Genomic DNA, 15,619 nt, shown 5'->3' with positions numbered 1-15,619 from the left:
TCGATATTGTGGTGTGGATCAAAATTTGCCTTAAAAAGTATGTCATTCCCGTGAGGTGTTGGCGTTGTTGCCTGGCTCGAATTTTTTTAAAGCAATCCGGTGTCATGCCGTGGCTTGACCCACTACTGTACGAACGTTTAAATAAAGAGGTAAAAATTCTGTCATTCCGTGGCTACGACCACGGAATCCAGCTTATAATATCATAAAAAGATTCTAAAATAAGTCTAATATGGCTTTATTTTCCTGGATGCCGTGATCAAGTCACGGCATGACACAGCCTTTTTTCAACGTTCGTACAGTAGTGGGCTTGACCACGGCATCCAGCATTGTCGTCACCCTGAATTTATTTCAGGGTCTACTCAAAAAGATGCTGAAACAAATTCAGCATGACTTTTTGTTTCCGGATACTGTGGCTTGTATTAAGCGATCGCGATGACGCTGTACCATAACGGCAGTGATAATTTTATATCAATACCCTCTACTTTAATCGCTAAATCTTTCTTAGCAATATATTTTTCCTCTCTAATTAAGGCAATCGCTTTATTTTTATAAGCTGAGCATATCACACCGATTTTATCCTGACCTGTAAAAATCTCATCTTCTTTTACTAAAATAGATAAATCTTTTTCGGCAGAAACTTTAAATATTTTTTTTCTGATAACCCCTTGATATTTTGCTCTTGAAATAACCTCTTGTCCAACATAGCAACCTTTATCGTAACTAATAGCGTTTAATTCTTCTGCCCCGTATTCGATAGGAATAGATTTATTACTAATTAAATCTTCATAACCGTCGATAATTGAAAAATTATATTTATCTTCTAAATATAGTTTTTCAGTAGTAATATTTTGCTTTAAATCGACTCCTTTACTAATTATCGAACGAAACCCTAAAAATATATCACGAGGATCACGAATAGCAATTAATGATTCGGTATTAGGGATTTGATGAGAATAAATTACTTGATAAATATCGCTTAAATCCGTTATCTCTATTTTAGAACGTAATTTATAAAAAATTAAATGACTTATAAATGCTTCTTTATTATTTTTATTTATATCGATAAAAACCTGTTCAATCGAGGGAATAAAAACAAAAAAATCAAATAAATATCTTCCTTGATTGTTTAGGAGATAAGTATAACAATAATTAGTTTTTGTAAGATCGTTAGTTGTCAGGTTTTGTAAAAACTTTACTGCATCCTTGCCGGTAACTTCAATAATCGATCTATCGTTTAATATTTCATACATACTCTGTTACCTGAATAGTTTAGATTTATGTCATTAGCTCGAATTTTCGATGTCATTCCCGCGCAGGCGGGAATGACATTAAAAAATTCACTTATGCACAGTATACTATAATCTTATATTGACTTTATAGCTTTATAACTACTATACTTCAACCATACAATAATTATCTATCAATAATATTTAATAATATCATGAGATGTTCATCTTACTGCACTGCCTCTGAATATAAGATGGACGATTTAGTTGCAAATTTAAACAAAATCGGTCTTGAGCCGCAACATTTTGACGATGTTTTATATGTTCAGAAACAAAGAAGTAAAGATTCAGGTTACATAGATATCTTCTTTTTTCCGTTTGGCTGCCTTACTATTTGGGGAGCCGACGAGAGTCAAGAAAAAATAATTTTAAGCGATATTGAATCAATTACCATAGGTAAAATAAACGAACCGGTTGCCGACTTTATCTATTGTGAATATAATGAAGAAGTAGAAAAAACATTTATCGATGAAGAGCAGAATAAAATTATCCTCGCCGATAAATCAACTTTTGTAAAGCTCTCTATTTCCCATGCGCTTGCTCAATCGGTAAAATTAAGTGTTTTAGAAAAATCGGTAAGTAACTTAATTGTTCAAACAACACCGATTCAGCAAGAATTAGCACGAACGGGCAGCGTATCACTTTCAAAAAAAGAAATATTACAGCAAATAGGTATCTTATTTAACGAGCGATACTCCATTAGCTTACATAGTGATATACTCGATACTCCCGAATTTTTTTGGCGTCGTCCTAGTTATGAACCCTTATACCTAATGACTGCCGAATTTCAAGATATTCAAGTACGGCAAAATATTATGAATCACCGTTTAAATATGATTCATGAATTATTAGATATTCTTTCCAATGACCTTAACTATAAACATTCTACTAAACTCGAATGGATCATTATAATTTTGATTGGCTTAGAAGTAGTTTTATCCGTTGCCCATAACAATCTTTTTTATAAGCTTCTTGGAGCTTTTTAATTAGAAATAGGGAAAAATGATAGCTTAAGGCGGCTTAGCGCTATCATTTTTCCCTATAATCCGACGTTGTTGCATGGCTTACCAGGATCGTCATTGCGAGGAGGCATTGTTGCGTGGCTCAAATTTTCGATGTCATTCCCGTGAAAACGGGAATCCAGAAAATATTTAAGCGAATTATATAGTAAATTTTTATATAATTTTGTTTATTTTAAGTGTTTTTCTAGATTCCCGCCTTTAGCTAGAATGACATACTGCCGCTTTTATCGAGCCACACAACAATGCCTTGCGAGCCGCTGTAAGCTTTGTTACAATTCAGTCCTGCCATACTGAACCTGGTTTCAGCATCTACGTAAAGATATCCTGAAATAAATTCAGGATGACCTTTTCCTAGATTGCCGCGTCGGCATAAATGCCTCCTCGCAATCACGGCTTTTTTGTGTTAACTTCTAATCCACACGGGCATTGCCTTGCAGGAATGACATCAACAGCTTAAAGCTTCGGCAAAATTGCGAGATATTTTTCTTTTGAAAGCTCATTATAAAGAACAGGATCAATATTGCCGCCCGATATCAGCACTAATATCTTTTTGCTCCTCGATTGAGTTTTTAACCAATCAACTACCCCTACCATATTTATAGCACTTGACGGTTCGCATATAACTTTTAGTAAATGAGTAAGCCAAGCAGTCCAGTAATATATCCCATATTCATCGGCTAAAAATAATTTATCGAGTTTTTTTAAATAATGAAAAGTACGCGGCGAAATACTTAAAGTCCTAAGACCATCCGCAATAGTCTTCGGGGATTCGGCAAATTTATATATTGAGTTGTTTTTAAGAGATAAAAAAGCATCATTTGCTTCCATAGGTTCACAGCCCATAAGCAAGCTTGAAGGAGAAGCTAGTTCTTTTGCCAGATATGAACCGGCAATTAACCCCCCTCCTCCGCAAGAGGCAAAAATAGCATCGGGACTAAACCCTAATTGCCGTAATGCTTCGTAACACATAGTACCGGCTCCGGCAATGGTCGAATCACTATCTGAAGGATGCAAATAGTAAAAACCATTTTCTGCGTCTTCTTTTGCCTTATCTTCCGCCTCTTGCCTTGTTTCCGTAAATATCACTTCCCCGCCGTAATGCTTTGCCGCTTGCTGTTTGACTTTTGAAGTATTTTGCGGCAAATAAATTCTAGCACGCACGTTAAGCAATTGCGCTACCCAAGCAAGACCGATGCCGTGATTACCCGTACTATACGCTACAATTTTATCGGGTAATTTCCCCTGTTCTTTTAGCTCTAATAAATGATTTAAAACCCCTCTAACTTTAAAAGCTCCGGTTTTTTGAAGTGATTCAACTTTAAAGAAAATATCATGCCCTAGCATTTCATTTAAAGTTTCTGATTGAATTATAGGCGTTAAATGCAGATATTGTTTTACTCTATCATGCGCTATTGCTATTGTTTCAGGAGGTTGAAGTAATAAATTCATATATATTAGATCGGTAGCTTGAAATAAGGTTAATGTTATATTATATATACGTAAGTAACGCGAACTATGGATAAGAATTATCCGTAGTTGGGGTTAAGTATAGCCTGAATGAGTGTAGTTTATGTCATTCCTTCAACGGTGCATAGGTATCAATTTAAGCGATAAAGGTCTATAAAGTCCGTCATTGCAAGGTGCCGCGAGACTCCGCGCAATGACGGCTTACGTTTTTGCTCCTTAAGTTGACACCCATACGCCGCACCGGCTTTGTTGCATGGCTCAAATTTTTGATGTCATACTGAACTTGTTTCAGCATCTTATTAATAGATCCTGAAATAAATTCAGGATGACTATAATTTTTCTAGATTTCCGCTTTTAGCTAGAATGACATACGGCACTTTTTTAGAGCCATGCAACAACGCCCGCCGCAGCTAGAAATGATATCGAAAAAACCAACTCTTCATTTACGAGCAGTATTTTAATAACTATATACCTAATAATTGGCTTAAACCATATAAAATTTCTTTAAGGTTTTAAATAATGAGAAAAAAAACCCTGCCGTTAATGGCATTACGGGATATAGTAATATTTCCGGGGATTATTGCCCCTGTTTTCGTAGGAAGACAAAAATCCCTTCAAGCGTTATCTAATACCACAATTTCCGCAGAAGATAATAGTAAGCATATGTTATTATCTCTACAGAAAAAAACGAGTCAAGACTTGCCGAATAAACGAGAACTTCATACTATCGGCGTTCTTGCCAAAATTATTCAAGTAGTAAAATTACCGAATAGCACGGCAAAAATTCTTATTGAATCAATCACTAGAGTAAAATTATCCAATATTTCAGATGAAAATGGGTTTGAAGCCGATTACGAAATTATACCCGATGAAGAAATCTTTGATGCCGCTAATATGCGAGAATTGGTAAATAATGCCGTTCAATTATTTACTCAATATGCCGTTACTAATAAAAAAATTAATGCCGAAATTATTGATGCCATAACTAAAGAAATAAATAATAACACTAACTTTATTAATATAATTAATATTTTAGCTTCACATTTAATTACTTCACTTGATGCCAAGCAGAGTTTATTAGAAGAAACAAGTCCATTTAAGCGTATTACCACCATTATTGGAATACTTAATTCTAATTTAGTACATTCAGAAACTGAGCAGGCATTGCAGCAACGAGTAAAAAAACAAATTGAGAAAACTCAGCGCGATTATTATTTGCATGAGCAAATGAAAGCTATCCAGAAAGAATTAGATGAAGATAAGTCGGAGCTTGCACAAATTGAAAAGAAAATTAAGAGTTTAAAACTTTCCAAAGAAGCAAAGGAAAAAGCAGAAGCCGAATTAAAAAAATTGAAGATGATGAATCAAATGTCGGCTGAATCCTCGGTAGTGCGTAATTACTTAGATATTTTGCTTAGCTTGCCTTGGGGTAAGTATGATCAAAATAAAATCAACATTAATCAGGCGGCAAAAATTTTAGAACGTGATCATTTCGGACTTGAAAAAGTTAAGGAGAGGATTATCGAGTATCTAGCCGTACTTGAACGCTCTCAAAAAATTAAAGGACCGATATTATGCTTAATCGGTCCGCCGGGAGTCGGCAAAACTTCATTAGTAAAATCTATTGCTGAAGGGATGGGTAGAAAATACACTAAGCTTGCTTTGGGCGGCGTTAGAGACGAAGCTGAAATTAGGGGACACCGAAAAACATATCTCGGATCAATGCCGGGTAAACCGATTAATTTAATCAAGAAAGTTAAAACCGGTAATCCGGTAATGTTATTAGACGAAATTGATAAAATGGGGTCTGATTTTAGAGGTGATCCGGCATCTGCTTTGCTTGAGCTATTAGACCCCGAACAAAACAGCCACTTTGTCGATCATTATTTAGAAGTAGAATACGATCTTTCAAATGTCATGTTTATTGCCACGGCTAATTCTTATAATTTACCTAGAGCTTTAAGAGATAGGATGGAAATTATCGATATTTCCGGTTATGTGGAAGAAGAAAAAATACAAATTGCTAAAAATTATTTGATACCTAAGCAATTTAAAATGCATAAGATTAAGAAAGATGAAATTAAAATTACCGATGAAGTTATTTTAGATTTAGTTAGATATTATACTAAAGAATCAGGCGTAAGATCTTTAGAGAGAGAAATAGGAGCATTAACAAGAAAAGCTCTTAAACAGATTTTATCTGATAAAGCTATCAAGCATATAGTTATAAATAAAGAAAATCTTGAGGGATATTTAGGAGTCAGAAAATATAATTTCGGGCTTGCCGAAAAGGAAAATCAAATTGGTAGCACTACCGGTCTTGCTTATACCGAGGTAGGAGGAGAACTTTTAACGATCGAGGCGTTAGCATTTCCGGGAAAAGGTGAAGTCAAAACTACCGGTAAGCTTGGGGACGTAATGAAAGAATCAGCTTCAGCCGCTTATAGTTGCTTCCGTAGTAGAGCTAGCAATTTTGGCTTAAAATATGAAGATTATAAAGATCTTGATATTCATATCCACGTTCCGGCAGGTGCTATACCTAAAGACGGTCCTTCAGCCGGCTGCGCATTATTTACTACTATTGTTTCTTTAATGACTAAAATACCCGTTCATCGCACCGTTGCCATGACCGGAGAAATTACCTTAAGGGGGAATGTTCTACCGATCGGCGGGCTTAAAGAAAAGCTACTTGCCGCTAGCCGCGGGGGCATTACCACCGTATTAATTCCGGAAGAAAATATCAAAGATTTAAAAGATATTCCGCCGAATATAAAAAATAGTCTTAAGATTTTGCCGGTTGCCAATATTGATCAAGTATTAAAATTAGCCTTAGTAAATAATGCAAATATAACTTGCAGCTCCTCGTAAAGCATTGGCGTTGTTACATGGCTCGAATTTTCGATGTCATTCCCACGCAGGAGGGGCTTTGTTGCATGGCTCGCAAGTAGAGTAGTCTCTTCGTTAAGGAAGAGGCGCTAAAAGTTAAGCGGCGTTAATAAAATTGATAACTTTGCACTTAATTTTAGCCTGAGTTGCCCTACTATCTTCACGTTTATTGGTTAAACGATCGCGGCAATGACTCTTGATTTGCCACATCGTAGTCTCCACCAACGAGCGAGCATGATAACCGCTTTTCTCCTTCCAAGACTTGCGAGCAAGTATAATGGTACCCAAAAACTAGACAAGAAAATAGAGAAAAGTAGGTATAATATCTCCTAGGAAAAGGAGCAAAAAATGAAAAAACAAGTTAAAAAATATAGCGCAGAAGAAAAAGCAAAAATAGCAATTGAAGCAATATCTGGAGAAATGACTATAGCTCAAATTACCAGCAAATATGGTGTTCACGCTAATCAGATTTATAAATGGAAGAAAGAAGCTTTAGATTTTATGGTTTCTGGATTTAAATCGAAATCTAAACAACAAGATACCGGCCAAGAAGATTTAATTAAATCATTATTTGAGCAAATAGGCCAGTTAACAGTTGAAAGAGACTGGCTCAAAAAAAAATCTAGTATCTTTGGATTTAGAGGTTAGGAAAAAAATGATAAGTTATGCTTCAAAATTAACCATAGCAAGACAATGCGAACTTTTAGATTTAAACCGCTCAAGTTACTATTACCGAGCTAGGAATACCTTAGATGATAAGGAGTATAGAGTACTGAACAGAATTGATGAGATTTTTACAGAGCATCCCTATTATGGTACTAGAAGAATGTCTCATGTCCTAAAATCGGAAGGGTTAAATGTTAGTCGTAAGATGATAAGAAAATATTATAAAATACTTGGTATTGAAGCAGTATACCCAAAAATTAATTTAAGCCGTAGGAATCAGGCTCATAAAGTATACCCATATCTATTAAATAATATAGAGGTGGTTTGCTCCAATCAAGTTTACTGTGCAGATATTACTTACATAAGATTAAAGCAAGGTTTTGTATATTTGGTTGCTATAATGGATTGGTATAGTCGTTATATTTTGAGTTGGCGGGTGTCGATTAGTTTAGAAAATGATTTTTGTATTGAAGCTCTAAATGAAGCAATATCTATACATGGCAAGCCTGACATTTTTAATACGGATCAGGGAGTACAGTTTACATCAAAAGATTTTACTCAAATACTTGAGCAACAAGGCATAGCTATTAGTATGGACGGCAAAGGCAGAGCCTTAGATAATGTATTTATTGAACGTTTTTGGAGATCTTTGAAACAAGAGAAGATTTATCGTTTTGATCTTGAAACGGTACGTGAAGCAAAGATAGCTATCAGAGATTATATAGAATTTTATAATAAGCAAAGACCTCATCAATCGCTTGAATATAAGACACCTAAAATGATACATTTTGCAGAAAAACTAGAAAATTACCAAGAGGCTATATGACATAGAAAATGCAAACTTTACTTTGAAAAACCAATACATTAATAAAGGAGAATTACACCTCTAAAATTTAAAAAATTTGTCTAGACAAAGGGTACCACCTCATATTGACCCCTATAGAGGAAAAATTGTAATGAAAAATGCCCCCTCTAAAGAGTAACAAAATCTCCATAACCAATTAATATAAAAAGTATTAATTGCAGGAGAATAAAGAGGGTGTTCATAGTGGAATCAATAGGAAAAATACGTAGGATGTATCATGTTGATGGCAAAGCGATTAAGGCAATTGCAAGAGAACTTAATATATCAAAAAATACAGTTAAAAAAGTTATTCGTAGTAACTCTACAAAATTTGAATTAGCGAAGTATAAGAAGAGCAAGCCGATGCTTGGAGAATACCTTACGCTGCTAAATCAGTTATTAGAAGAGAATAGGAAAGAACCAGTCAGAAGGAGGATGACAAGTAAGAAGCTATATGAGGAGTTAAAGAAAAGAGGATATCAAGGTAGTTATGAATCTGTAAATTTAAGAGTGAGGTTGTGAGGTGGTACCCTTTGTCTAGACAAATTTTTTAAATTTTAGAGGTGTAATTCTCCTTTATTAATGTATTGGTTTTTCAAAGTAAAGTTTGCATTTAACTATACATGATTACACTCGAAACACACACATACAGACCCATTAAAAAAATATTCAAAAGTATCAACCTGGTAAAAATATGACGTCATACTTTTTTGTTTTGTCAAAACAAATATTACACTGCTCAAATTTTTGAACATTTCCATGAGCAATACCAGTTTTTTTACGAACCAGCTGTACTTTGAGTAACCACAACCAGTAATTTTTGTAAAATAAAATAAAAATAAATCGGTCTAAACTCGAACGCATTGCTTTCATTTGCCTTGGATTGATAATGACAATTTGACAATGCTATGACAGTAGCTATAGGCAATTTCAGAAACCTGTCAACAAAACGTCAAAATTGACAGCTTGTACCGGAAACAATACATACATTACAAAAAAATGAATTAAATTGTTATCGAGACATCAAGAAAAAAGAGCTAATAATGAATATATAACTTTCTTTAGCTCTGATAATAATATTGTCTGCATTGCACTTCCACAGTGAGTACAAAACCCGGCCTTCAAATTTTTGAAAGCATCATTCAAACTTTTATAAGATTTCAACTGCCTATCCAGGATAATAACTTGTGGTAGACACCAAATAACTAATTATGTCTATGTTAGTTATTTTTGATAGGCCCTGAGGGCTTGCATCAGAGTCTGAATCACTTTAAATAAAAGGGTCTATGTTGTTTACAATCGAAATTTTGTGCTTATATCAAATCAAAATTTCTGGGCTTCCTGCTTCTAACTTCGTGAGATAATCGATCACTTCACAGCTTTTCAGGATCAGAATCTCAACAAAATCATATTGCACACTTGCATTTCGATAAATGTCTCGGAAAGTGAAGGAAAAAAATGACAATTAGAGGTTATTGTTTTTGTTTACGGTTCAATCTGCTGTTTTTAAGGTTATGTTCTGAAATGGCCTATTGGTCATTTTCGAACAGCTGATTTTGACGTGTCGGCCATTTTACCTGGAGGACAAGCACAGGTTTTATTCATATGAGTTCATGGTCACGATTTATCGATTTTCAGAGTTTTTGTTGGATTTTTGTAATTTTTTTGATTTGAAGTGAGAACAGGAAGTTTTCTATATTATTGAACTGTGCAGAGTTGATTGGTGTCCTATTAACTCTAGTTTGATGTAGTTTTTCGGGTAGTGCAAGTGCAACAAACAGACAGTTTTTCTTGTAAAATAAAAGGATTTTATAATGGGGAGAAGTGATTATTATGAACAGTTGGAACAGACTGTCAAAGACAGGTATAATAATAAACTAAAAGTCATTGGTGGGATGGATCCATAATGTATTGAAAGACTTCAAGATGCACGTTTTATCGTCCCTGCCAGAAGTAACCTTTATGGTTTTTTTTTACAAAATAATCTTTAGAATTGGCAATCCATGTAAAATTATACAACTATTAGGTAAGGGTATTATGTCAAATGTTTCCCTACTATTTTTAACATAATTTTACCTGTTTCAAAATGCCTAGAGCTTATACGTCCCTATTTTATCAGGGATTCACTTGATGGGCCTCTTTTTAACGCTTTAATTCACATCTCTTGCCTCTGCTTGAATAAGCCATTGGCTGGGCCATAATCACCAGCATTTTTTAAAACAACAGGTAGGTATTCTTAAAAATCTCACACTCTGTTTGCCCTCATTGCAGTTGCACAGCCCTGAAGTTTCTCATTTCATTGAAAAAGCATAACAATCTTGAAAAAGTACCGAAAACCAGTCTAGGGATTATTATTATTATTATATACTGACATGACATGTTGGTTTGTTCTTGTGATACGCAAAAATTTGATGTTAAGTGACATCAGCACTGTATGGTACAGATGATTCGAAAAAAACTGGTATAGATCGTTTCCAAGTACGTCACGAATCTCAGCTGATTCCTGAAAGTGACACATTAAAATCATTGTGACATATTTGAAAAATTAAGGTTAAAGTTATGCCTCAGTTACGTTCATGTTAATTTCGAAGTGGAACTGTCAAATTTCCGCTGGCAAACAGGAGCCATATGCTACCATCCACATTGAATTTGGCGTAAGCGTGACTTTGACAACCTTGGCGACTTCAACCTGAAATTTTGAACTGTCACTGTACTTCAAAAAAAAAATTACTGTAAACGTGTAACATACTTTTTCAGGAATCAGATGTTTTCAACGTCACATGGAAAAGGTCTATTACTCATTTAAATGTTTAAAAATTGAGCAGTGTTTTATTTGTTTTGACAAGACTAAACGACAGTGACTTATCATTGAAGTGAAAACTAAGGGTTGTTATGATGTATGTATGTAAATAATTAGTCGATTTCAGCTCGTTTGGTTGGTTTACATTTTGGTTAACCAAACGGTAACTGCAACGTCATGGTGATGACGTCATGACCAACATTTTACCGAAATCGTTTGGTAGGTGTTTGGTCAAAACTGTCAAAAGCAGAGTGTTTATATAACCCAACTTTTTTGTTTATGTTCATGTTTAGTTACAGGCATAGATAAAAAAATATATTTGTTACAGGTTAGTGTATTACTATAGGTACTTAGTTCATCTGTCTTAAAGTTAAAACTTGAAGCTTGTCCAGTGATTTGGTAAAAAGAATAAAAAGATTGTGGCCGCACTGGCCTCATTACTCAAAATACCCAAAAGAAAAGCTGCTATGGTTTTGGCTGTGTTGGAATTATATTATAAACGTCCCCGATTCACACATTTTCTTCTTCCGTTTTCTCGGCTACTTCCATAGTCTTTTTTCTATGGCTATTTCCTAACTAACGATTGGAGATAAAAATGATTGACGTAAATATAGTCGTAGAACAACACTGACAAAAAACTAAACTCCAATTAACAGCAAACCAACTTAAAGATCAGATAGAACATAAACTATCACAACCACTGAAGCACAGACTAAAATTTGTGTAAAACTGGTCGATTTGTTTATTTACGTCATCCACTTGATCATTCACGATGAACTTATTTACAACTCTCGAGCGAGACAAAAGAAGAATAGACAAAGATACCACTATACCAAACCAAAGAACCGCGCTGCAAACCGCGGTAGGCATTTTGACAGACCAAAACACATACCAAACTTGATGTGACGTCATCATTTCAGGATCCGAAATTGGTTGGTAGGTGTTTGACAGACCCAAGCATGTACCAAGTAACCCTGTACCAAACGAGCCGAAATCGACTATTGATTTAAATCAGGTAGATTTATAAAAATTTATACACATAATCGATCAATTCAATATTTTCGCTCTAGTTCCTGTTCTCATGTGAGGATCCATTTGAAAAAAGATATTCAATAGTATCAACCTGGTAAAAATCTGACGTCATACTTTTTGTTTTGTCAAAACAAATATTACACTGCTCAACTTTTTAAAAATTTCTTTGAGTAACACCAGTTTTTTTTTCGAACCAGCAGTATATTTCACTCTTGGGTTAGTTTTGGTTAGTTTGGGTTAGTTTGTGATTTGCAAAAAAATTTGATCATCTCTCTTTATGATAGGTACATTTCACTCTTGGTTAGTTTGGTTTAGTATGTGTTTCTCTTACCGCGCGGTTTTCTAATATCCGTACGCTTTCCACTTAATTGGATCATGTCGAACGTTTTTTGTGTGCTTTTTCTATTACTATTTGCAATTTTCAAAAATGTGTGAACATATAATAATGTCAGTAAAAATGAAGCTTGGCAACACTGCAAGTAAAGGACCAGGTTATAGAACATTCCGTGAACGCTTGACTTCATTAAATTTTTAATCGTTATTTTTTTTTACAAAAGTGCGTCATCCGCAATTTCTTGTCTTTTTAACTGTTCTATACCAATAGAGCTTTATACTAAAAAATAGCTATTTACCAAACAGGTGCGGAAAAACATTTTCCGCAAATGTTAGGTACAATAGTTTTTCTACAGACGTGCGGAAATAAGGATATAATTCGTAATTTAAAAGTTTCTGATGCAACTAATGCAACTAGCTGACATTTGAGTGCGGGAAAAGGCTACTTTGCACACGCAAATGAGTGTGCGAAGTGGTTACTTCGCGCACGCTCGTAGAAAAAATAATAATGAATGTCGAAACGTGTAACTAAGCGACCATAGTTACCTGGAAACCTGGTTGCTGTTTGCTTATGATATTGTTGATTTTGACATATCCGTGCGGAAACATTTTTCCGCACGGAAATGTCCTGCGGACAAATTTTTCCGCACTGGTGCGGGAAATCTGATTTTCCACACGGATATCGGTGCGGAAAATTGAATTTTCCGCACGGCTGTAGGAAAAAAAAATTGCGAAATTCCTTTGGTCGTCAACTTCACCAGACCCTATAAATCCATTAATATTAATTTGTTTCAGGACTATTTCTCTGACTCTACCGAATCAATAATAAAGGAGAATTATGTGATAGTTTATGAGGTATGAGGCTTTATATTATGTTGATACCCATGTACTAATAAATAGGGAAAGCTTTTAGATGAGATGCTTGACAATGGATTTCCATTAGCTACGGAGAGTAATATTTTAAAAGAACTCATAAAGCCTCCGAATATTTTAAGGACGATTGCCAACACAGTCACAGGAAAAACGAAGTAAGTGTTATTCGTCGTTATCGACGTTTCGCTATTTCTTGTAGCAAGGTCAAAAGATAGATAGATAGTTATAAGTGTTGAAATGTTTTTTTTTTCGGTTTGGTTTGTCATTTTCTTGAATGATTTCAGACTTCTAACTACTTGGAATGGAAAAGATGTTCTATGGTTTATTACTTTATTTGTACGGTGACGAAAAACTGGAGGTTGGAAGAAATCAAATAGTAAAATCCTGTCAGTCGGAAAAACATCACTGATCAAGGATATAGTTCTTTGACTGTGGCTTAGTGCGATCAATAAATTCACGGGTATTTGTCATGCGTTGTCTTCTGTCTTTAACATTTGAGAAGCTGCTAGGTTTTGTTGACGCTTTATTGTACCTATTGTGAACTTTTCTCCATCCTCTGCATTATCCAAGACGTATATTATTATATTTCCTGATTTCAAATCGGGTAAATTTTGCAGCATCTTTCGTATGGTGAAAACATAGTGGTGTAGTAGATTCTCCATGCCGTGCATCGATACTCCCCGCTCTTAAACATACCAACATATAAGTCATGATAATGATTCCCGAAATGCTCGAACTGCTGACCGTCGTTGTCGATGCATTCTTGGGTGCGTCCTCAGTCGACTGGACAGATGTCTCGATTTCTGCAGCTGAAATACTACCGACATCATTTCTTATCCGCTCCAACATTTCCTCTTCTGTGGTCGACTTTGTTATGTAGACAAGATCTCATATTCGTCCTCAAAGGTAGAAAGGTAGAAATCTATGCAAGTTAAGTCAGGGAATCTGGCTGGCCACGGAAATGAACTTCCTCTGCCTATCCAACGTTTTTTTTTGCCATGGCCTTATGCATTAATTTTAAGTAGCAATCAAAATTAATTTGACGATTGAACACAACAATAATTGCGACAACAACGCAATGACCTACGTGAGCGATCGGTTGCGACGTTTCTTGCCATGTGAAGCAATGTGATGCGATGCGTCAATATTAAACGGCTGCAGATCATATGGAATGTCCTACGTAAGCGATTGCATGCGACGAGCTGCGTACTTACGATGCAACGCGATTCGACACAATGAGTAGATTTGATAATTTCATGCGACACTTGGACGTTTTCGTGCGACTTGTTTTATCAAAATATATTATGAAAACATGGATCTAGAATTCTTGAAGTATCTCATGAAATTGTATTTTAGATATCGTCGTTAGCGCAGTGAAACCTCTTATTTGTGAATTCGGCTGAAAATTTGATATTGGTACCTACTGATTCGTTTTCTCAGCGCGCGTATGCTCATGAAACCTCCTTATCACTTCCCGGTTTTTATAAACGTCCGATTTGGGCTTTTGTCCACCTGCTATGTGTTGTTGTGTATTGTATTTCATTTCGTTTTTTCCGTCTCCTATGAAATCTTGTTTATAGCACATAGCAGTTTTCATGGAAACAACGACGATAATATAAAAGTTTTGAAGCAAACAAAAATCTTTTCTGTCGACACGACATTTAAACTGAATTTTACTGACGCCAAAGAGACAAGAAAGTGGGACTTTCTAAGGCTAGGCCGACAAAGTAGTGAAAAATGGCTAGGCGGTAAATTTTTTTCAACTTTTTCTAATTCAGGGCGCTACAAGATTATTTCCTGAATTCATGTGATTGTAGCATAAAAGCTATACCTACAAATTAATATTCAATGAATTACCATTTTATTCAGATATTTCTAATATATTCTGAGTTGATTGAATCCTATACATTCAGAATACGAACTCAAGTTCACACTTCAATGTCATCGTTTGTTTTGACTTCAGCCATCTTGATTTTGGCTTGGCTCCAAAAGCTGACTGAAGCAGTGTTGCCAAGTTGAAAATATTGGATGGATGGCTTTGATTGTCGCCTTGGCTACCAGGTAAATTGTCAAATTACGGTTTAAAGCTTTGATGAAGATTAATTATGAATACTCCAATGAGATTGAATATTTTCCGGGAACATAAAAATGATGTGAGATAGAATGTTTTCAATGATCAGCTATTTCGTGGTTTTTGAAGTAAGTAGTAGGAAATACTATTATTCACAGTTAGGTAGAATATGTTGTCAGCAGAAAAATAATGTGTAGACCACGGCGATAAAGTGATTTTTCCAGGTTTCAAGAAGTGTCCGGCCTCGCTAAAGCTCGCCCGTACAGTTCCCGGAAAAATGTCACGTTACCGCCTAGGACTACAATATACCATTTGTTCATACGCTTCATTTTTTTCTAG

11 protein-coding genes are annotated in these 15,619 nt (G+C 35.2%); 7 read left to right on the top strand and 4 right to left on the bottom strand.

The window, feature by feature from the left end; genetic code table 11:
- The first annotated feature begins 8 nt into the window (after positions 1 to 8).
- Together AAHM91_RS03110 and AAHM91_RS03105 are read left to right on the top strand one after the other, a co-directional pair.
- Positions 9 to 206, top strand: coding sequence for a hypothetical protein (locus tag AAHM91_RS03110; protein WP_341792795.1), 198 nt, complete (start codon positions 9 to 11; stop codon positions 204 to 206).
- 46 nt (positions 207 to 252) lie between these two features.
- Positions 253 to 390 (top strand): hypothetical protein, encoded by a 138-nt coding sequence (locus tag AAHM91_RS03105; RefSeq protein WP_342269842.1) that lies wholly within the window; start codon positions 253 to 255, stop codon positions 388 to 390.
- A 29-nt stretch (positions 391 to 419) separates the two neighbouring features.
- Here the strand turns inward: AAHM91_RS03105 and ygfZ are convergent, their stop codons facing one another.
- Entirely contained in the window at positions 420 to 1,250 is an 831-nt protein-coding gene (ygfZ, locus tag AAHM91_RS03100; RefSeq protein WP_342269841.1) for a CAF17-like 4Fe-4S cluster assembly/insertion protein YgfZ, read from the bottom strand.
- Between the two features lie 230 nt (positions 1,251 to 1,480).
- Between ygfZ and AAHM91_RS03095 the strand changes: the two genes are divergently transcribed.
- Entirely contained in the window at positions 1,481 to 2,272 is a 792-nt protein-coding gene (locus AAHM91_RS03095; RefSeq protein WP_253310023.1) for an RMD1 family protein, read from the top strand.
- 238 nt (positions 2,273 to 2,510) lie between these two features.
- On the opposite strand, the gene AAHM91_RS03090 is transcribed toward AAHM91_RS03095, so the two are convergent.
- The 3 genes from AAHM91_RS03090 to AAHM91_RS03080 form a co-directional block, all read right to left on the bottom strand.
- Positions 2,511 to 2,699, bottom strand: coding sequence for a hypothetical protein (locus tag AAHM91_RS03090; protein WP_342269840.1), 189 nt, complete (start codon positions 2,697 to 2,699; stop codon positions 2,511 to 2,513).
- A gap of 62 nt (positions 2,700 to 2,761) precedes the next feature.
- Positions 2,762 to 3,757, bottom strand: a complete 996-nt coding sequence (locus AAHM91_RS03085; RefSeq protein ID WP_253307509.1) for a serine/threonine dehydratase — start codon at positions 3,755 to 3,757, stop codon at positions 2,762 to 2,764.
- Between the two features lie 181 nt (positions 3,758 to 3,938).
- A complete protein-coding gene (locus AAHM91_RS03080; protein WP_342269839.1) occupies positions 3,939 to 4,070 on the bottom strand; it encodes a hypothetical protein in 132 nt (43 codons plus the stop codon).
- A 224-nt stretch (positions 4,071 to 4,294) separates the two neighbouring features.
- Between AAHM91_RS03080 and lon the strand changes: the two genes are divergently transcribed.
- The 4 genes from lon to AAHM91_RS03060 all read left to right on the top strand — a co-directional run bounded on the left by lon (position 4,295) and on the right by AAHM91_RS03060 (position 8,693).
- Positions 4,295 to 6,643 (top strand): endopeptidase La, encoded by a 2,349-nt coding sequence (lon, locus tag AAHM91_RS03075; protein ID WP_253307508.1) that lies wholly within the window; start codon positions 4,295 to 4,297, stop codon positions 6,641 to 6,643.
- 366 nt (positions 6,644 to 7,009) lie between these two features.
- The gene (locus AAHM91_RS03070) at positions 7,010 to 7,309 is read left to right on the top strand and encodes a transposase (RefSeq protein ID WP_045812944.1); all 300 of its coding nucleotides are present in this window, start codon (positions 7,010 to 7,012) and stop codon (positions 7,307 to 7,309) included.
- Between the two features lie 7 nt (positions 7,310 to 7,316).
- Positions 7,317 to 8,153 (top strand): IS3 family transposase, encoded by an 837-nt coding sequence (locus tag AAHM91_RS03065; protein WP_342269489.1) that lies wholly within the window; start codon positions 7,317 to 7,319, stop codon positions 8,151 to 8,153.
- Between the two features lie 249 nt (positions 8,154 to 8,402).
- A complete protein-coding gene (locus AAHM91_RS03060; protein WP_342269838.1) occupies positions 8,403 to 8,693 on the top strand; it encodes a LuxR C-terminal-related transcriptional regulator in 291 nt (96 codons plus the stop codon).
- Positions 8,694 to 15,619: the final 6,926 nt, after the last annotated feature.

Source organism: Rickettsia endosymbiont of Orchestes rusci (assembly GCF_964030945.1).
Taxonomy (GTDB): Bacteria; Pseudomonadota; Alphaproteobacteria; order Rickettsiales; family Rickettsiaceae; genus Rickettsia.
This window is presented reverse-complemented; position numbering and strand designations above follow the sequence as displayed.